Consider the following 19,161-nt stretch of genomic DNA (forward strand, 5'->3'; position numbering starts at 1 on the left):
ACCGGTCTACCACCAGGCCGAGTCGAGCCGCCCCTCGATGGCTCTGAGGTTCTCCCGGGCGCACGTGTCGCAGAAGTACTGGCGGACGCCGTTCTCCACGGAGCAGGTCCAGGTGGGCTGTGAGCCCTCGGCCCGGGTGCCGCAGCGGGCGCACACGAGGGGCTCCGGCTCGTCGTCGCCGTCGTCTCCGGGAGGACTCGTCACCCGCCGACGATAACGCCGTGTCCGGGGTCCGGCGCGCACAAACGCACCGCGGGGGCCGGTCCGTTCGGACGGACCGACCCCCGCGTGGCACTACCGGGTCGTGCTATCGGGTCGTGTTACTGCATGACGGCCATGGCGAGCGCACGGCGAGCACGCAGGGAGGCGCGCTCGGCCCGGCGCTGCATCCGGCGAGCGGTGGCCAGGCGGAGCGCCCGGCGTTCCTGCTCGGCCTCGTGCAGCCGGTCGCGCATATGCGCGCGAGCCAGGGCTTCTGGGATGAGTTGCATCTCTCGGGTCCTGTTCTGACGCGAGTCGCTCGCGTCGGTGGTGGTGAAGTCTGGGATCGCGGAGCCGGCGGGCTCGCTGGTGGACGGCTTCATCGGGGCCTGCTTCGTGGGGTCGTTCGTGAGGGGGCGGTCGATCGTTCCTGCGGTGTTCATGCCGTGACCGGGTTCTTGCGCGGGCGGCCACGCGGCCGCTTCCGGGCGACGACGACACCCTGGACGAACAGCTCTCCACCCCAGACGCCCCAGGGCTCACGCCGCTCCTTGGCGCCGGCGAGGCAGGCCTCCATCAGCGGGCAGGTGCGGCAGAGGGACTTGGCGTACTCGACGTCGGCCGGCGACTCGGCGAAGAAGACCTCCGGGTCGTAGGAACGGCAGGGGACGGGTACGCCGAGGTTCTCGATGGCGTCGTCGAGCGCGGTGAGCGCGGTGAGCGGGATCAAGGTGGAGTCCTCCGTGAGGCCGGGCGGGGGGATCGTTTCGGAAGGCGGTACGGACGGGGCGTGCGCTTCGAGTTGCACGGTTCGTCTTCCTCGTCTGTTCGGTCCGGCCCTGTGGGACCGGTGGTCGCTTGGTACCGGGTTCTTTTCTTGTCCCGAGGCCCCTTCGCTCCGCTCTCCCCGTTCGGGGAAAACAGAAGGGCCGCGGATCCCGGATGGGGTTCCGCGGCCCTGAAGGCGCCGGCCTGATCGGCGATCAGGCTGGATCACTCCAGGGTTCTGGCCCACGGAAGGCCCACATCTGGTGGTGCTGCGTCGTCTGCTTCCGGAATCCGGCACCGGCCGCCGCAAAGGCATAGGCGTGCGCCTGTGCCACTACTGCTTCCAGTGCCTTCGTCGGTCGCTCATTGCGCTCACGGACGGGAAGGACCGCGAGAGACACGGAGGACGCCGGACGGACGGCAGGAATGCCGGACAGACCGGTGCCCAGGTTCGAAACGCCGAGCATGCACGCGGAGACGACCGAGGGATCGGTCATTTTGGCGGTGCTGATGGCCTTGCGGCTGATGATGCTGATCACTTCAATCGCCTCCTCTCGGCGTCTTCGGGGACGGCGGCGCGAACCGCTGTCCGACGGAAATGCAAGTAGAACACGGAATCGGGGCCTCCGAGAAGGCCTCCGTCCCCGTGGCTAAGAACCTATGGGGATTGCCGGGGCATGCGCAAACTATTTTTTCGACGAGTTGGAATCAGTCCTCGTCCTCTTCTTCCGTGACCTCCTGGCCTGCGCAGATGGCCAGCACATCCGCTCCGTAGCGGTTGAGCTTGCGCCGACCGACGCCCGGGATCCGCGCCAGCCCGTGCTCGTCGTCGGGCACCGCCTCGGCGATCGCCATCAGGGTCTTGTCCGTGAAGACGCAGAAGGCCGGCTGTCCGCTGCGCTGCGCCTGTACGGCACGCCACTCGCGCAGCCGCTCATAGAGCCCCTCGTCCATGTCGGAGGGACAGTCCTCGCAACGCATGAGCTTCAGCTCGCCCGCGTCGGTGAGCGTGCGCCCGCACACCCGGCAGCGCGCCGGGGTGCGCTGGGTGCGTCTGGGAGCGACACCGACAGCGCTGGTGAAGCCGCGCTCCACGCCTCCGGGACCGCCGCCCGCGGTGCGCCCCGTGGTGGCGGTGGAGCCGGGGCGCAGCCCGTCGAGGAAGCGGCTGGGGCGGCGGTTGGGCCTGCCGCCGGGCGAGCGGGAGAGCGACCAGGAGACGTGGAGGCGCTCGCGGGCGCGGGTGACACCGACGTAGAGGAGCCGGCGCTCCTCCTCGATCTGCTCGTCGGTCCTGGCGTAGGTGATCGGCATCATGCCCTCGGCCACCCCGACCAGGAAGACCGCGTCCCACTCCAGGCCCTTGGCCGAGTGCAGGGAGGCGAGGGTGACGCCCTCGACGGTCGGGGCGTGCTGGGCGCCGGCCCGCTCGTCGAGTTCGGCCACCAGGTCGTTCAGGGTGACGCCGGGGCGGGCGGCGGCGAAGTCCTGCGCGAGGTTCACCAGGGCGGCCAGCGACTCCCAGCGTTCCCTGACGGCCCCGGAGCCGGCCGGCGGTTCCGTGGTCCACCCCTCGCCCGACAGGACGGCACGCACCTGGGAGGGCAGGTCGACGGCGTCGTCCAGCTGTGAGTCGTTGCCGCCGAAGCGGGCCGCGCCCCGGAGGTTGACGATGGCCCTGCGCACCTCGGGCCGGTCGAAGAACCGCTCGGCGCCGCGGAGCTGGTAGGGCACCCCGGCGTCGGCGAGGGCCTGTTCGTAGGTCTCGGACTGGGAATTGGTGCGGAACAGGACGGCGATCTCGCTGGCCCGGACGCCCGAGTCCATGAGTTCCCGGATGCGGCGGGCGGCGCCCTCGGCCTCGGCGGGCTCGTCGGTGTACTCGGTGTAGACGGGCTCGGGGCCGGGCCGGCGCTGGGAGATCAGTTCCAGCCGGTGGTCGGCGGCGCGGCCGCGGGCCTGGGCGAGCAGGCCGTTGGCGAGATGGACGACCTGGGGGGTGGAGCGGTAGTCGCGGACCAGCTTGACGACGGTGGCCCCGGGGTGGCGGGTGCGGAAGTCGAGCAGGTGGTCGGGGGTTGCGCCGGTGAACGAGTAGATCGTCTGGCTGGCGTCGCCCACGACGCACAGGCTGTCGCGCTGCCCGAGCCACAGCTCCAGCAGACGCTGCTGGAGCGGGCTGACGTCCTGGTACTCGTCGACGACGAAGTGCTGGTACTGGGAACGGACCTGTTCGGCGATGTCGTGCCGGTCCTGGAGGATGGCGACGGTCAGCAGCAGGACGTCCTCGAAGTCGATGACGGCCCGGTCCCGCTTGAGGTCCTCGTAGGCGGCGTAGAGCTGGGCGATCTCGGCCGCGGCGCGCGGGGTCTCCCGGCCGGCCTTCGCGGCTGCGAGGGCGTAGTCGGACGGCACGGTCTGGGTGACCTTGGACCACTCGATCTCGCCGGTGACGTCCCGCAGCTCGCCCCGGTCGAGGCGGATGCGGCAGGCGGCGGCCGCGTCGGCGACGAGCTGGATCTTGCGGTCGACGAGCCGGGGCATGGAGCCACCGACTGCTTTCGGCCAGAAGTACTGGAGCTGCCGGAGGGCCGCCGAGTGGAACGTGCGCGCCTGGACGCCCGTGGCGCCGAGCTGGCGCAGCCGTCCGCGCATCTCCCCGGCGGCGCGGTTGGTGAAGGTGACGGCGAGCACGCTGGAGGGCTGGAGGATTCCGGCCCGCACCCCGTAGGCGATGCGGTGGGTGATCGCCCGGGTCTTGCCGGTGCCGGCGCCCGCCAGCACGCACACCGGTCCGTGCAGGGCGGTGGCCACCTCGCGCTGCTCGGGGTCGAGCCCTTCGAGCACCGCGTCGGCCGAGTCCGGTGTGCGCGGGAAGAGCGTGGAGTGCGTTGCTGCTGTCACACCGCCATGCTGCCAGGTCGGCGGAGGCGGACGAGCCGGTTGTCCACAGGCGGGCAGCCGCAGTCGTACTAATGCGGCAGGCGTCACCCGGCCGGCACCCCGGTACGGGAATGGCGGCTCGGTCGCATGCGTTCCCCCATCGGACGACCTCTCCCCCGAGCCACCGAAGGAGCGCGCGAGACATGCAGGGCACTGTGACGATGTACAGCACCACCTGGTGCGGTTACTGCCAGCGGCTGAAGAAGCAGCTGGACCGCGAGGGCATCGCGTACACCGAGATCAACATCGAGCAGGACCCGGAGTCCGCGGCCTTCGTGGAGAAGGCGAACGGCGGGAACCAGACCGTGCCGACCGTGCTCTTCGCCGACGGTTCGACGCTGACGAACCCGTCGCTGGCGCAGGTGAAGCAGAAGATCAGCGCGTAAGCGCCGCGGTCGTCGAGGCGGTTCCCGAGCAAGTTCGGGAACCGCCTTTTCGTGTGCCGTCCTCTCAGACGAAGCTCCTGGTCGGCAGCGGCTTGCCGTACCAGAGCTCGATCAGGCGGGCCGCGATCGAGATGCCGTACGGCGGCAGGACCTCGCCGGACTCGAAGGCGGTCTGGAGTTCGTCGCGGGAGAACCAGCGGGCCTCGTGGATCTCGTCGCCGTCGACGTCGATGTCGGTGGAGGTGGCGCGGGCCATGAAACCGAGCATCAGGCTGGAGGGGAACGGCCAGGGCTGGCTGGCGACGTACTCGACCGGGCCGACGGTGATGCCGGCCTCCTCGAAGACCTCGCGCCGCACCGACTGCTCGATGGACTCGCCCGGTTCGACGAAGCCGGCCAGGGTCGAGAAGCGGCCCTCGGGCCAGTGCACCTGGCGGCCGAGCAGGATGCGGTCCTGGTCGTCGGTGACGGCCATGATCACGGCGGGGTCGGTGCGCGGGTAGTGCTCGGCGCCGCAGGCGGGGCAGCGGCGGATGTGGCCGGCCGCGGCGATGACGGTGCGCTCGCCGCAGCGGGAGCAGAAGCGGTGGGTGCGCTGCCAGTTCTCCAGGCCGACCGCGTGCACCATCAGGCCCGCGTCGCGCGCGGACAGCAGCAGGCCGGCCTCGCGCAGACCGGCGGGGCGCGCCGACTGGTCGATGCGGCCCGGCAGGGCGTCCTTCTGGAGGGCGAAGTAGCGGACGCCGTCCTCGTCGATGCCGAGGAAGTAGCGGTGCGCCTCGGTGAGCGGGGCCTCGAAGGACGGGGTCATGACGAGTTCGGTGCGGCCGTCCGCCGTCTCGTCTATGAGGACCTGACCGCCGGAGACCACGAAGCAGCGGGTGGTGGGGTGGCTCCACGCCGCCGCGAGCCAGGCCTCGTCGAGCCGGTGGTGCGCGGCGCGGTCGATGCCGCTGGGGGCGGTGAGCGAGACGGGACGGTCGGCGGTGTGGTCGGTCCAGGTGGTCACGGGTGCTTCCAACTCCCCCGGGTGCAGCGGATTGTTTCGGCGGGCGGTTCGGCGGGACGTGCGGCGCGGGGCGGCCGGTCCGGCGGGGCTTCGCGCGGCGGCCCTTTCAGTGTGCCCCGCGCGCGTCGCCGGTCCGGGTGGCGCGAGGCGGTCAGGGCGCGTGGCTCCAGTGCTCGGCGAGATCACCCCACAGGTACGCGGCGGTCTCGACGCCCTTGAGCAGCAGATCGAGCTCGACCTTCTCGTTCGGTGCGTGCCAGCCGTCGGAGGGGACGGAGATGCCGAGGAACAGCACGGGTGCGCCGAGGACCTCCTGGAGGTCGGCGGCGGGGCCGGAGCCGCCCTCGCGGGTGAAGCGGACCGGCTTGCCGAAGGCGCGGCCCATGGCCCGTACGACGGACTGGAGGGCCGGGTGGTCCAGCGGGGTCAGGCACGGGCGTGTGGCGGCGGCGAAGACGATCTCGTGCCGGATCCCGGCGGGCACCTGTTCGGCGGCCCAGTCGCGGACGGCCTTCTCGATGTGGCCGGGGTCCTGGCCGGCGACCAGCCGGAAGGAGAGCTTGACCATGGCGGAGGACGGGACGATCGTCTTGCTGCCGGGGCCCTGGTAGCCGCCGCCGATGCCGTTGACCTCGGCGGTGGGGCGGGCCCAGACGCGTTCCAGGGTGGTGTGTCCGGCCTCGCCGTGGGTGGCGTGCGACTTGGCGGTGCGCAGCCACTGCTCCTCGTCGAAGGGCAGCTCGGCGAAGAGCTCGCGCTCACGGTCGGTCAGCTCCACGATGTCGTCGTAGAAGCCGGGGACCGCCACGCGCGCGTGCTCGTCGTGCAGGGCGGCGACGAGGCGGGCGGCCGCCGTGGCGGGGTTGGGGACGGCTCCGCCGAACGAGCCGGAGTGGATGTCCTGGTCGGGTCCGTACAGCCGGATCTCGCACTCGGCGAGGCCGCGCATGCCGGTGCACACGGTGGGGGTGTCCTCGGACCACATTCCGGTGTCGGAGACGATCACGGCGTCGGCGGTGAGCCGCCGCGCGTGCTTCTCGACCAGCGCGCGGAAGTGCGGGGAGCCGGACTCCTCCTCGCCCTCGACGAGCAGCTTCAGGTGCACCGCCGGGGCGGTGCGGCCGATGGCGGCGAGGTGGGCGCGGACGCCGAGGGTGTGGAAGAAGACCTGGCCCTTGTCGTCGGCGGCCCCGCGCGCGTAGAGGCGGTTGCCGCGGACGACGGGCTCGAAGGGGTCGCTGTCCCAGCCGTCCTCGCGGGCGGCGGGCTGGACGTCGTGATGGCCGTAGACGAGGACCGTGGGCGCCGCGGGGTCGTCGGCGGGCCACTCGGCGAAGACGGCGGGCGCACCCGGGGTCTCCCAGACCTCGGCGGTGGGGAAGCCGGTCTCGGTGAGCTTGGCGGCGAGCCAGTCGGCGCTGCGGCGTACATCGGGTGCGTGGTCGGGCTGGGCCGAGACGGACGGGATGCGCAGCCAGGCGGCGAGGTCGTCGAGGAAGGCGGCGCGGTGCTGCTCGATGTACGTACGGACAGCGCTGTCCGCCGGGGTCTGGCTCATGGTCATGAGCCTATCGGCCCGCACCGACATCCTCGTTGGGCGGTTCCTCACAGTTTGCTTGCCCGGAGCCGTCGGCTCGCCCTGCCGGGCCCTGGGTGAACAGCCGCTCCAGGGCGGCCCGGTCCGGCAGGTTCCCGGGCCGCACGACCTCTCCGGTGCGGACGTACAGGAACGCCGCCGTGACCGATTCCACAGGCACGCCCTGCCGCTCGGCCCAGGCCAGCCGGTACACGGCGAGCTGGAGGGGGTCGGCGGTGCGGGTGCGGCTGGTCTTCCAGTCGACGATCTCGTACGTCGTGGTGTCCCCGTCGCTCTCCCGGTACACGGCGTCGATACGGCCCCGGACCACGCGGCCTGCGATGGCGAGCTGGAAGGGCGTCTCCAGGCGGTAGGGCGTGCGGTGGGCGTACTCGGTGCGTTCGAAGGCGTCCTTGAGGGCTTCGAGGTCGCGTTCGTCGGCGATCTCGGCGTCGCCGCCGGGCAGGTCGTCCGGCTCCAGCATGGGCAGGGTCAGGGCCTCGAAGCGGGCCTCCACCCAGGCGTGGAAGCGGGTGCCCTGGCGTGCGGCGGGTTGCGGGGGGCGCGGCATGGGGCGCGCGAGTTCCTGCGCGAGCCCGTCGGGGTCGGCGGCCAGGCGGAGCACCTGGGTCGCGGTGAGCGAGGCGGGCAGGGGCACGTCGGTGACGGCTTCCCGGGCGCGCAGGAGTTCGCCGGTGAGGGCGTCGAGGTCGCGGTCCCAGGAGGCGATGGCGCGGGCTTCCTCGGGGGTGAGGGATTCCCGCTCAACTGGGTGGGGCCGGGCCGGCGGGGTGGCCGGCTGCGGGGCCCTGGCCTGGTGCGGGACGGCCGGGCGGGCCGGGGTGAAGGTGTCCCAGTCCTCGGCGACGTCCTCCCCGGCGATCTCGTCCTCGTAGGGGGGCTCCTCGGGGTACGGCGGCTCCTCGGCGTACGGCGGCTCGTCGTCCGGCGGTGGGGGCCAGTCCGGGTCGTCGTGGCTGTCCGGGTCGTGCACGGCCGCGGGGTGGGTGTCCGTGTGGGCGGCGAGGGCCTCCAGGTGGTCCAGGACCGTCTGGGCGGCGGCCCGGCGCCGGGCGAGGGCCCTGTCGTCCAGCGGCAGGGGCCAGACCTGGTCCTCGGTCCGGCTGTGCAGGGCGGGGTTCTCCTCGTCCTCGGCGGGCTCGTCGGCCCACGCCTCGATCTCGCCGTGACCGGCCGTGCAGTGGTCGTGCAGGGCCCGAAGGAAGTCGGACGGTCCCCGCGGCTTCTTCTGGCTGGGCCCCCACCAGTGGCCGGAGCCGAGCAGGAGGGAGCGGGGCCGGGTGAAGGTGACGTAGCCGAGGCGGAGTTCCTCGGTGTGCTGGTGGTCCTTCATGGCCTCGTGGAAGGCCTTCATGCCGCGCGCGTCCCAGGAGTCGACGTCGGGGAGGGTGTCGCTGTCGCCGCGCAGCGCGTGCGGCAGCACCTTGCCCTGGGCGGTCCACTTCTCGCGTCCCTGACTGCTCGGGAACGTGCCGGTGACCAGGCCGGGGACGGCGACGACGTCCCACTCCAGGCCCTTGGACTTGTGCGCGGTGAGCACCTTGACGGTGTTCTCGCCGCCGGGCAGCGCGTTGTCGAGGCCCTTCTCGTACTGCGCGGCGGTGCGCAGGAAGCCGAGGAAGGCGAGGAGGGTCGCCTCGTTGTCCCCGGCCGCGAAGGAGGCGGCGATGTCGAGGAAGTTGGAGAGGGTCTCGCGGCGGCGGGCGGCCAGTGCGTGCGGGGACGCCGACAGTTCGACCTCCAGGCCGGTGACGGCGAGGACGCGGTGCAGGACGTCCATCAGGGGGTCGGCGAGCGAGCGGCGCAGATCGCGCAGTTCGGCGGCCAGGCGCGCGAACCGCACGCGCGCGTCCGGTGAGAAGGGCAGTCCGTCGTCGTCCTCGTCGTCGCTGTAGAGGGGCGTCTCCAGGAAGGTCTCCAAGGCGTCGGCGAGCGATATCACCTCGGCCGGGTCGACCCCCTCGACGGCCTCGGCGAGCCGGCGGTCGGGGTCGTCGCCGGCGTCCACGCGCGTGTGGGACACCAGACGCCGGGCGCGGCGGCCGAGGAGGGCCAGGTCGCGGGGGCCGATGCGCCAGCGGGGGCCGGTCAGCAGGCGGACCAGGGCGGCGTTGGCGCCGGGGTCCTGGAGGACCTCGCAGACGGCGACCAGGTCGGCGACCTCGGGCAGGTGCAGCAGGCCGGAGAGGCCGACCACCTCCACGGGGACGTCCCGCTCGACGAGGGCGCCCTGGATCTCGGCGAAGTCGGTCGCCGTGCGGCACAGGACGGCGATCTCGCCGGGCGCCTTCCCGGTCCGCACGAGATGGGCGATGGAGTCGGCGAGCCAGTCCATCTCCTCGGCGTGGGTGGGCAGCAGGGCGCAGCGCACCATGCCGTCGCGTTCGGCGCCGGGGGCCGGGCGGAGGGCCTCCACGCCCGCGTGCATGGCGCGCAGGGGTTCGGCGAGGCCGTTGGCGAGGTCGAGGAGGCGGCCGCCGCTGCGGCGGTTCTCGCTGAGGGACTGGCGGGTCGCGGGACGGCCGTCGGGGCGGGCGAAGTGCTCGGGGAAGTCGTCGAGGTTGGCGACGGAGGCTCCCCGCCAGCCGTAGATGGCCTGGCAGGGGTCTCCCACGGCGGTGACCGGGTGCCCGGTGCCCCCGCCGAACAGCCCCGCGAGCAGGACGCGCTGGGCGACCGAGGTGTCCTGGTACTCGTCGAGCAGCACCACCCTGAACTCGTCCCGCAGGACGCGGCCCACCTCGGGGATGCCCGCGAGGCGTGCGGACAGGGCGATCTGGTCGCCGAAGTCGAGCAGGTCGCGTTCGCGTTTGGCGGCGCGGTAGCGGACGACCAGGTCGGCGAGTTCACGGCGGGCGGCGGCCGCCTCGGGGACCTTGCGCAGGGCGTCGTTGGTGAGCTTGGCGCCCTGGAGGGTCAGCAGCAGCTCGGCGTCGTGGGCGCGCACCTGCTCGGGGCGGACCAGGTGCTCGGCGAGTTCGGCGTCGAGGGTGAGGAGGTCGCTGACCAGGTCGGCGAAGGAGCGGGTCAGGGCCGGGTAGGGGCCGGGGGCCTCGCGCAGCACGCGCGCGGCGAGCTGGAAGCGGGTGGCGTCGGCGAGGAGGCGGGAGGTCGGTTCGAGACCGATGCGCAGGCCGTGGTCGGTCAGCAGGCGGCCCGCGAACGCGTGGTAGGTGGAGATCACAGGTTCGCCCGGCGGGTTGTCCGGGTCGATGACGTCGGGGTCGGTGACGCCCGCCTTGACGAGCGCCTTGCGGACGCGTTCGGCCAGTTCACCCGCCGCCTTGTTGGTGAAGGTGAGGCCGAGGACCTGTTCGGGGGCGACCTGACCGGTGCCGACCAGCCAGACCACGCGGGCCGCCATCACCGTCGTCTTGCCCGAGCCGGCACCGGCCACGATCACCTGCGGGGCGGGCGGCGCGATGATGCAGGCCGTCTGCTCGGGGGTGAACGGGATACCGAGGAGCTCCTTGAGCTGATCGGGATCGGTGATACGGGCGGGCATGTCGCAGAGGCTAGCGGCGCGCACTGACAGCGGAGGACGAATCGCCCTCCGCTCCGGAAGATGCGCAGGTCAGCACACGTGGTGCGACTGGTCACACCGGCATGCTCACCTCACTCCACGACGTGCCGTCCCTCCGGCCGGACGCTGCACGAGGCCCGGAACGCGCAGTGGGCGCAGTGCTGGCCGGCGGTCGGCGTGAACCGTTCGTCGAGGACCTTGCCGGCCGCCGTGGCGAGCAGGTCACCGACCCACTCCCCCTCCAGCGGCTCCTGCGCCTGGACCTTGGGCAGGGTCTCGCCGCCGTCCCGCTTGGGGGCGCCCTGCCGCAGCTGGACGAGTTCGGCGCCGCCCGGCTCGGGCCGTACGCCGTCGAAGGCCTCGTCGACGGCGCCCTCGCGGACGGCGAGCTGGTAGACGGCGAGCTGGGGGTGGCGTTCCACGTCGGCGGAGCTCACGGGCTGCTTGCCGGTCTTGAAGTCGACGACGTACGCGCGTCCCTCGCCGTCGGCCTCGACGCGGTCCATCTGGCCGCGGATGCGCACCTCGACGTCGCCCGCCTCCAGGGTGACGTCGAAGTCGTGCTCGCTGGCCACCGGTGTGCGGCCGGTGCGGTCCATGACGTGCCACTTCAGGAAGCGTTCGAGCGCCACGCGCGCGTTCTCCTTCTCCTGCGCCGACTTCCAGGGCGCGTCGAAGGCGAGCGCGTTCCACACGGAGTCGAGGCGCTCCATGAGGACGTCGAGATCGGCCGGGGTGTGCCCGGAGGCGACCTCGTCGGCGAGGACGTGGACGACGTTGCCGAAGCCCTGGGCGACCGTGGCGGGCGCGTCGGCCTTCACCTCACGGCCCAGGAACCACTGGAGGGCACAGGTGTTGGCGAGCTGGTCGAGGGCGCTGCCGGAGAGCACGACGGGCTGGTCGCGGTTGCGCAGCGGCACCTTGGACTCGGTCGGCTCGAACATGCCCCACCAGCGGTAGGGGTGGGCCGAGGGGACGAGCGGGCGGCCGTCCTCGTCGGCGAGGGCGGCGAGCCGGGCCAGCCGGCGGGCGGCGGCCTCCCTCAGGGTGTCGGAGACACGCGGGTCGACGACGGTGGCGCGGAGCTCGGCGACCAGGGCGGCGACCGAGAGGGGGCGGCGCGGGCGGCCGGTCACGTCTTTGGGTTCGACGCCGAGTTCGGTCAGGAAGCGGGAAGGCTGGTCGCCGTCGTCGGCGGGCGCCTTCACCGCGGTGACGACGAGTCGCTCACGCGCACGCGTGGCGGCCACGTAGAACAGACGGCGCTCCTCGGCCAGCAGGGCGCCCGGGGTGAGCGGTTCGGCGAGTCCGTCGCGGCCGATGCGGTCGGCCTCCAGGAGGGAGCCGCGGCGGCGCAGATCGGGCCACAGGCCTTCCTGGACGCCGGCCACGACGACCAGCCGCCACTCCAGGCCCTTGGAGCGGTGCGCGGTCATGAGACGGACGGCATCGGGGCGCACGGCACGCCGGGTGAGGGTGTCGGCGGCGATGTCCTCGGCGTCGATCTCCTCCAGGAAGTTCAGGGCGCCGCGGCCTCCGGTGCGCTCCTCCGCGCGCGCGGCGGTCGCGAACAGCGCGCACACGGCGTCGAGATCCCGGTCCGCGTTGCGCCCCGCGGCCCCGCCGCGCCGGGCGGCCCGCTCCAGGCGCCCGGGCCACGGCGTGCCCTCCCACAGGTCCCACAGCGCCTCCTCGGCGCTGCCGCCGTTCGCGAGGCGCTGACGGGCCTTGTTGAGGAGCGCGCCGATCCGCTGGGCTCCGCGCGCGTACGCGGGGTCGTGCACGGTCAGCCGTTCCGGCTCGGCGAGGGCCCGCGCGAGCAGCACGTCGGAGGGCGGCGGCAGGGCGTTGCCCGCGGCCCGCTCCTCGTCCCGCAGGGCCCGCCCGAGGCGGCGCAGGTCGGCGGCGTCCATACCGGCGAGGGGGGAGGCGAGGAGCGTGAGGGCGGTCTCGGTGTCGAGCCAGGAGGTCTCCGCGGACGGTGCCGCGGAGGCTTCCACCGTGTCCGACGGCGGCTCCTCGGAAGGGGCCTCGTCCGCAGAGGCGGCCTCGTCGTCCGGCGGCCGCTCCTCGGGAGCAGCGTCCTCCTCAGGCCGTGCCTCGTCCGACCCCGCCGTCTCAGCCGGTACGGCACTGCCCGCCGCCTCCGCCGTCGCCACCGCCCGCAGGGCCGTCAGCAGCGGCGCCACCGCCGGTTCGTGACGCAGGGGCAGGTCGTCGCCGTCGATGTCGAGGGGTACGCCGGCCGCGGTGAGCGCGCGGCGGACCGTCGGGATCGTGCGGGAGCCCGCGCGGACCAGGACGGCCATCTCGCCCCACGGAACGCCGTCCTCCAGATGGGCCCTGCGCAGGATGTCCGCGATGTTGTCGAGCTCCGTGCCGGGGGTCGGGTAGGTGAAGACCTCGACGCGCCCGCCCTCGCGGACCGGGGCGAGCTCGCGGTGGGCGCGGACCTTCTCCGCCGGCAGCCGGGTCAGGGGCATGCGCTGGGTCACCAGGCGGGTCGCGGCCAGCAGGTCGGCGCCGGAGCGGCGGGAGGTGCGCAGGACCTCGACGGGCGCCGGCCGGCCGTCCGCGCGCGGGAATGCGTACGGGAAGTCGAGGATGCCGTTCACGTCCGCGCCCCGGAAGGCGTAGATCGACTGGTCGGGGTCGCCGAAGGCGACGAGGGTGCGGCCGCCGCCGGCCAGGGCGTGCAGCAGCCGTACCTGGGCCGGGTCGGTGTCCTGGTACTCGTCGACGAACACGGCGTCGTACTGGGCGGCGAGTCGCTCGGCGACCTCCGGGCGGCGGGCCAGGAGCACCGCGCGGTGGACGAGCTCGGCGTAGTCGAGGACGCCTTGGAGGTCGAGGACGTCGAGGTACTCGGCGAGGAAGGCGGCCGCGGCCCGCCAGTCGGGACGGCCGATACGGCGGGCGAAGGCGTCCAGGGCGGCGGGGCCGAGCCCCAGTTCGCGGCTGCGGGCAAGGACCGCGCGGACCTCGTCGGCGAAGCCGCGGGTGGTCAGGCAGGCGCGCAGTTCGTCCGGCCAGCGCACGTGCGCGAGGCCGAGCCGTTCCAGGTCGGGCTGGCCCGCGAGCAGTTCGCGCACGGTGACGTCCTGCTCGGGTCCGGACAGCAGGCGCAGCGGCTCCACGAACAGGTCGCTGTCCTGGTGGGCGCGGACCAGGGCGTAGCAGAACGAGTGGAAGGTCGTCGCCTGCGGGGCGCGTGCCGCTCCTATGCGCAGCGCCATGCGGTCGCGCAGTTCGACGGCCGCCTTGCGGCTGAACGTCAGCACGAGCACGCGCGCGGGGTCCCCTCCACGGGCGATTCGTGACGCCACCGACTCGACGAGCGTGGTCGTCTTCCCGGTGCCCGGACCTGCGAGAACGAGCAAAGGACCGCTCCCGTGCTCAACCACGGCGCGCTGTGCGGCGTCCAGACGAGGGGGATCCACGCGAGCCGGTGGGGTACGCACCAGTCGATAAGCGCCACGGGTCCCCTGTCGCACCTGGGAGTGCGACAGACGCCTGGTGGAGGAAGAGGAGCTCACGTGGTTCGCCGGTCCTGGTGGGTGTGCTGTCGGGCGGCCCGCCGCGCGTGGAGGGCGGTGGACGGGGGGTGAGGGGGACGCGTGCAGCCGACGCTACGCCGACGCCGAGTGCGGAAGCAGGGCTTCCGCTTCATCCCGGGCGTCCCGTGCGGCCCACGAGACGCTCGCGGCCCGTACGTCCCACACCCCTCGAACGTACGGCATGCCACAGACGTGCCGTGTTTCCCCCGTACGGGCCTCAGGGTGCTCCCCGGCCCGCGGGATGGCGGAAGCTGTCAGGTGTGACCCTCCGCCCGATCGCCGCCGTCCCAGCGGGCCCGTCTCATGTCCAGGCGCGGCAGATGGCCCTCGGCGGCCCTGCTCGCCTCCTTCAGGGGCGTGCCCTCGGCGCGGTACCGGTCCAGCGCCCGCAGTTCGTGCCCCGGGAGCAGGACGCCGTCCGCGCGGACCACCCGCCACCACGGCACGCCCCCGCCGTACAGCGCCATGACCCGGCCGACCTGGCGGGGTCCGCCCTCCTCCAGCCACTCGGCGACGTCGCCGTACGTCATGACGCGCCCCGGCGGGATGCGTTCGGCCACGTCGAGGACCCGCTCGGCGTACTCCGGCAGCGCGTCCGCGTACTCCGGGTGGGCGTCCTGAGGAAGGCTCTGCTCGCTCATCCGCCCCATCCTGCACCACCCCACCGACAATGTGACGGGCCCGCGACCGTGCGTATCGCTCGCCCGGGGACGGCGCTTCCGGCAGACTGTGCGCCCCCGCATGTGCACCCTGACACCCCCGCGTGTCGGTGGGGCATGCCACCATCGTGCGGGCGGTGACTGGTGATACGAGATCAAGAAGAGACGATGAAGCCACAGGGTGTGCACCCGGAGGACGCCGAGAGCACCTCTGACGCTTCGTCGCGCCCCGGCACCGCCGACGCCGAAGAGGTGCACGCCGACGCGGTCGAGAGCGACGAACCGCTCCTCCCCGCGCGCGTGCACCGGCCCTCCGACCTGATGCGGCTGCTGGTCGGCGTGCTGGCCGTCGTGGTGCTGCTCGCGATCGCGGCGTTCGCACACGGCACCACCTCGGGCCTCGAACAGGACATCAACAAGGGCACCGGGCAGGCGCCCGACCTGCTCATCAAGATCGCCGGTCTCGCCTCCAGCATCGCGATCCTCCTGGTCCCGGTCGCGTTCGCGATCGAGCGGCTGATCAAGCGCGACGGACTGCGGATCGCCGACGGTGTGCTCGCCGCGGTCCTCGCCCACGGTGTGACGCTCGCCACCGACCTGTGGGTCGCCAAGGGCGCCCCGCACTCGATCCAGGAGGCGCTCACCCAGCCCTCCCCCGGTGACATCCACGCCCTCACCGACCCGGTGCACGGCTATCTGGCGCCCGTCATCGCCTATATGACGGCCGTCGGCATGTCCCGCAGGCCGCGCTGGCGGGCCGTGCTGTGGATCGTGCTGATGCTCGACGCGTTCTCGATGCTCGTCACCGGCTACACCACCCCCTTCTCGATCATCCTGACGGTGCTGATCGGCTGGACGGTCGCCTACGGCACGCTGTACGCCGTCGGCTCGCCCAATGTCCGGCCCACCGGGCAGACGCTGATCGCGGGCCTGCGGACCGTCGGCTTCCGCCCGGTCAGCGCGGCCCGCGAGGAGGCCCCGGAGAGCGCGGAGAACGGCGACCGCGGCCGGCGCTACTTCGTCACCCTGGAGGACGGCCCACCGCTGGACGTGACGGTGGTCGACCGGGAGCAGCAGGCGCAGGGCTTCTTCTACCGCGTGTGGCGCAACCTCACATTGCGCGGCTTCGCCACCCGCAGCAGCCTCCAGTCGCTCAGGCAGGCCCTGGAGCAGGAGGCACTGCTCGCCTACGCGGCGATCGCCGCCGGCGCCAACGCGCCCAAGCTGATCGCCACCTCCGAACTCGGCCCCGACGCCGTGATGCTCGTCTACGAGCACACCGGCGGGCGCACCCTCGAATCGCTGGACGAGGACGAGATCACCGACGAACTGCTGCGCAACACCTGGCGGCAGGTGCAGGCGTTGCAGTCGCGGCGCATCGCGCACCGCAGGCTCGCCGGTGACGCGATCTTGGTGGATCGTTCCGGCGCGGTGATCCTCACCGATCTGCGCGGCGGTGAGATCGCGGCCAGCACCCTCCTGCTGCGCATGGACGTCGCCCAGCTCGTCACCACTCTGGGACTGCTCGCGGGCGCGGAACGCGCGGTGGCCTCGGCGGTCAGCGTCCTCGGTCCCGACGCCGTGGCCGACTGCCTGCCGATGCTCCAGCCCATCGCGCTGACGCGCTCCACGCGCGCGACGCTGCGCAGACTGGCCCGGGAGCGGGCCCAGCGCGAGCGCGAGGCCGTCCTGGAGGCGTCCCAGCAGGCCAAGCAGGCCCGGCTGGAGGAAGCGCCGGAGGAAGCCCGGCCCGTCCTCGAGAAGCCCGACAAGAAGACCGTCAAGGCGGAGGCCCGGGCGGAGAAGCGGGCCATCGACGAGGCCATCGAGGAGGCGCGCGAGGAGGATCTGCTGACACAGATCCGCCACCAGGTGCTGCTGATCAGGCCGCAGGCGCCGGTCGAGCCGGCCCGTCTGGAGCGGGTGAAGCCACGCACGCTGATCAGCTTCATCGCGGGTGCCATCGGCGCGTACTTCCTGCTGACGCAGCTCACCCACATCGAGTTCGGGCCGCTCATCGAGAACGCCGAGTGGGGCTGGGTCGCCGCGGCCGTGCTGTTCTCTGCGGGCAGCTACTTCGCCGCCGCCATGTCGCTGCTGGGTTTCGTGCCGGAGCGGGTGGGGTTCCTGCGGACGGTCGCGGCCCAGGTCGCCGGTTCCTTCGTGAAGATCGTCGCACCGGCCGCGGTCGGCGGTGTGGCGCTCAACACACGCTTCCTGCAACGCCAGGGCGTGCGGCCGGGGCTCGCGGTGGCGAGCGTGGGGGCCTCGCAGTTGTTCGGGCTCGGCTGCCACATCCTGATGCTGCTGTCCTTCGGCTACCTGACCGGTACGGAGAAGACGCCGTCGCTGTCGCCGTCCCGGACCGTCATCGCCGGTCTGCTGACGGTGGCCGTGCTCGTGCTCGTGGTCACCTCGGTGCCGTTCCTCAGGAAGTTCGTCGTCACGCGCGTGAGGTCGCTGTTCGCGGGTGTCGTGCCGCGCATGCTGGACGTCCTCCAGCGGCCGCAGAAGCTGATCACCGGCATCGGCGGCATGCTGCTGCTGACGGCCTGCTTCGTGATGTGCCTGGACGCGTCCATCCGCGCCTTCGGCAACGAGGGCACCTCCCTCAGCATCGCCAGCGTGGCCGTCGTCTTCCTCGCCGGCAACGCGCTTGGCTCTGCGGCCCCGACACCGGGTGGTGTGGGCGCCGTGGAGGCCACCCTGACGGTCGGTCTGATCGCCGTGGGGCTCCCCAAGGAGGTCGCCGCACCGGCCGTTCTGCTGTTCCGGCTGCTGACGCTGTGGCTGCCCGTGCTGCCGGGCTGGCTGGCCTTCAACCAGTTGTCGCGGAAGGGCGCCCTGTAGTCCGTCCCGCCCCGGCCGGAGCAGGTACCTCTTACGCCTCGTGCTCCGCGCGTCCCCACGCGCGCGAGCGCAGGATGGGGTCATGCCGAACCCCTCTCGTCTGCGCGTCGCCGCCGTGACCGCCACCGCCCTTCTGCTGGCGTCGGCGCTGGCGGGCTGCGGCGACGACTCCGGGCCCGAGGACCTGTCGGCCCAGAAGCTGCACTGGAAGGACTGCCCCGCCCCCTCGAGCGCCGAGGGCGGCGGTGACGCCCCCTCGCCACTGCCGGGCGGCGCGGAATGGCAGTGCGCCACCCTCAAGGCCCCGCTCGACTGGGCCGAGCCCAAGGGCGACACGATCGGCCTCGCGCTGATCCGGGCCAAGGCCAGCGGCGCCGAGGACAAGCGGATCGGCTCGCTGGTCTTCAACTTCGGCGGCCCCGGCGGTTCGGGCGTGACCACGCTGCCCGCCTTCGGCTCCGACTACACGAAACTGCGCACCCGGTACGACCTGGTGAGCTTCGACCCCCGCGGGGTCGGCCGCAGCGCCCCGGTGGAGTGCCTGAACGACCTCCAGCTCGACGTGTACTTCGAGCAGGACGCCACCCCGGACGACGCGGCCGAACGCACCGCGCTGCTGGACAACACCAAGGAGTTCAACGCTGCCTGCGAGGAGAACTCCGAGAAGATGCTGCCGCACGTGCGCACCACGGACGCCGCCCGCGACATGGACCTGATGCGTCAGGTCCTCGGCGACGACAAGCTGTACTACTTCGGCATCTCGTACGGCACCGAACTCGGCGGCGTCTACGCCCACCTGTTCCCGAAGCGGGTGGGGCGCGCGGTCTTCGACGCGGTCGTCGACCCGACGCAGAGCAGCGAGCAGGGTTCGCTCGGACAGGCCAAGGGCTTCCAGCTCGCGCTCGACAACTTCGCCGAGCACTGCACCTCGCAGCCCACGGACTGTCCCGTCGGCGACACCGCGCAGGACGTCGAGAAGCGCATCGCGAAACTCCTGGCCGACCTCGACCGGAACCCGATCCCCGGCATCGGGCAACGGCCGCTGACCCAGACCGCCGCGACCAACGGCATCGCGCAGGCCCTGTACTCGAAGGACTTCTGGGAGTACCTGACCGAGGGCCTTGAACAGGCGTACGACGGTGACGGCAGGGTGCTGATGCTGCTGTCCGACTCGATGAACGGGCGCAGCGAGAGCGGCGAGTACAGCAACATCGCCGCGGCCAACATCTCCATCAACTGCGCCGACGACAAGCCCCGCTACACCGCCGCCCAGGTCGAGCGGCGGCTGCCCGAGTTCCGTGCCGCCTCTCCGCTGTTCGGCGACTTCATGGCCTGGTCGATGGTGACCTGCACCGACTGGGCCGTGGCGGGGGCCGCCGACCATCCCGACGTGAGCGCCCCCGGCTCGGCGCCGATCCTGGTCGTGGGCAACACCGGGGACCCGGCGACGCCGTACGAGGGCGCCCGGAAGATGGCGGAGGCGCTCGGCGCGGGCGTCGGCGTCGAGCTGACGTACAAGGGGCAGGGACACGGGGCGTACGAGAGCAAGAACGCATGTGTCCAGGACGCGGTGAACGGCTACCTCCTCACCGGGAAGGTACCGGCGGCCGGCACGGTCTGCTCGTAGCGCACAGCCGACCCGGACTCCTGCGAAAGGTGCAGGTCAGA

The 19,161-nt window shown here is 72.6% G+C and carries 13 protein-coding genes; 3 read left to right on the forward strand and 10 right to left on the reverse strand.

Going from position 1 to position 19,161, the window contains the following annotated elements:
• Nucleotides 1–6: 6 nt before the first annotated feature.
• The 5 genes from ACIQJT_RS22725 to ACIQJT_RS22745 form a co-directional block, all read right to left on the reverse strand.
• Nucleotides 7–204, reverse strand: a complete 198-nt coding sequence (locus ACIQJT_RS22725; RefSeq protein WP_365462911.1) for a hypothetical protein — start codon at nt 202–204, stop codon at nt 7–9.
• A gap of 116 nt (nt 205–320) precedes the next feature.
• Complete coding sequence (locus ACIQJT_RS22730; protein WP_365462908.1) at nt 321–644, reverse strand: hypothetical protein; 324 nt, start codon at nt 642–644, stop codon at nt 321–323.
• A complete protein-coding gene (locus ACIQJT_RS22735) occupies nt 641–1,009 on the reverse strand; it encodes a WhiB family transcriptional regulator (protein ID WP_020119791.1) in 369 nt (122 codons plus the stop codon). The genes ACIQJT_RS22730 and ACIQJT_RS22735 overlap by 4 nt, the downstream gene beginning before the upstream one ends.
• Nucleotides 1,010–1,184: 175 nt before the next feature.
• On the reverse strand, nt 1,185–1,466 hold the full coding sequence (locus ACIQJT_RS22740; RefSeq protein WP_373413216.1) for a hypothetical protein: 282 nt from the start codon (nt 1,464–1,466) through the stop codon (nt 1,185–1,187).
• Nucleotides 1,467–1,677: 211 nt separating this feature from the next.
• Nucleotides 1,678–3,873, reverse strand: a complete 2,196-nt coding sequence (locus ACIQJT_RS22745) for an ATP-dependent DNA helicase UvrD2 (protein WP_402646132.1) — start codon at nt 3,871–3,873, stop codon at nt 1,678–1,680.
• Between the two features lie 182 nt (nt 3,874–4,055).
• On the opposite strand from ACIQJT_RS22745, the gene ACIQJT_RS22750 reads away from it, so the two are divergent.
• Nucleotides 4,056–4,298, forward strand: coding sequence for a mycoredoxin (locus tag ACIQJT_RS22750; protein WP_053851715.1), 243 nt, complete (start codon nt 4,056–4,058; stop codon nt 4,296–4,298).
• A 64-nt stretch (nt 4,299–4,362) separates the two neighbouring features.
• On the opposite strand, the gene nudC is transcribed toward ACIQJT_RS22750, so the two are convergent.
• The 5 genes from nudC to ACIQJT_RS22775 all read right to left on the reverse strand — a co-directional run bounded on the left by nudC (nt 4,363) and on the right by ACIQJT_RS22775 (nt 14,625).
• Nucleotides 4,363–5,307 carry an NAD(+) diphosphatase gene (gene nudC / locus ACIQJT_RS22755; RefSeq protein WP_365462898.1) on the reverse strand — a complete coding sequence of 315 codons (945 nt, stop codon included), beginning with the start codon at nt 5,305–5,307 and terminating at the stop codon, nt 4,363–4,365.
• A 151-nt stretch (nt 5,308–5,458) separates the two neighbouring features.
• On the reverse strand, nt 5,459–6,865 hold the full coding sequence (locus ACIQJT_RS22760) for a dipeptidase (RefSeq protein WP_402646136.1): 1,407 nt from the start codon (nt 6,863–6,865) through the stop codon (nt 5,459–5,461).
• Nucleotides 6,866–6,875: 10 nt separating this feature from the next.
• On the reverse strand, nt 6,876–10,409 hold the full coding sequence (locus ACIQJT_RS22765; RefSeq protein WP_402646139.1) for a UvrD-helicase domain-containing protein: 3,534 nt from the start codon (nt 10,407–10,409) through the stop codon (nt 6,876–6,878).
• Between the two features lie 110 nt (nt 10,410–10,519).
• Nucleotides 10,520–13,963 carry an ATP-dependent helicase gene (locus ACIQJT_RS22770; protein ID WP_402646142.1) on the reverse strand — a complete coding sequence of 1,148 codons (3,444 nt, stop codon included), beginning with the start codon at nt 13,961–13,963 and terminating at the stop codon, nt 10,520–10,522.
• 275 nt (nt 13,964–14,238) lie between these two features.
• Nucleotides 14,239–14,625, reverse strand: a complete 387-nt coding sequence (locus tag ACIQJT_RS22775) for an MGMT family protein (protein ID WP_053851720.1) — start codon at nt 14,623–14,625, stop codon at nt 14,239–14,241.
• A gap of 186 nt (nt 14,626–14,811) precedes the next feature.
• On the opposite strand from ACIQJT_RS22775, the gene ACIQJT_RS22780 reads away from it, so the two are divergent.
• Together ACIQJT_RS22780 and ACIQJT_RS22785 are read left to right on the forward strand one after the other, a co-directional pair.
• Nucleotides 14,812–17,493 (forward strand): lysylphosphatidylglycerol synthase domain-containing protein, encoded by a 2,682-nt coding sequence (locus ACIQJT_RS22780; RefSeq protein ID WP_402646146.1) that lies wholly within the window; start codon nt 14,812–14,814, stop codon nt 17,491–17,493.
• An 82-nt stretch (nt 17,494–17,575) separates the two neighbouring features.
• Nucleotides 17,576–19,120, forward strand: a complete 1,545-nt coding sequence (locus ACIQJT_RS22785; protein ID WP_402646149.1) for an alpha/beta hydrolase — start codon at nt 17,576–17,578, stop codon at nt 19,118–19,120.
• Nucleotides 19,121–19,161 lie beyond the last annotated feature (41 nt).

It is taken from the genome of Streptomyces sp. NPDC091972 (assembly GCF_044756385.1).
Taxonomy (GTDB): domain Bacteria; phylum Actinomycetota; class Actinomycetes; order Streptomycetales; family Streptomycetaceae; genus Streptomyces.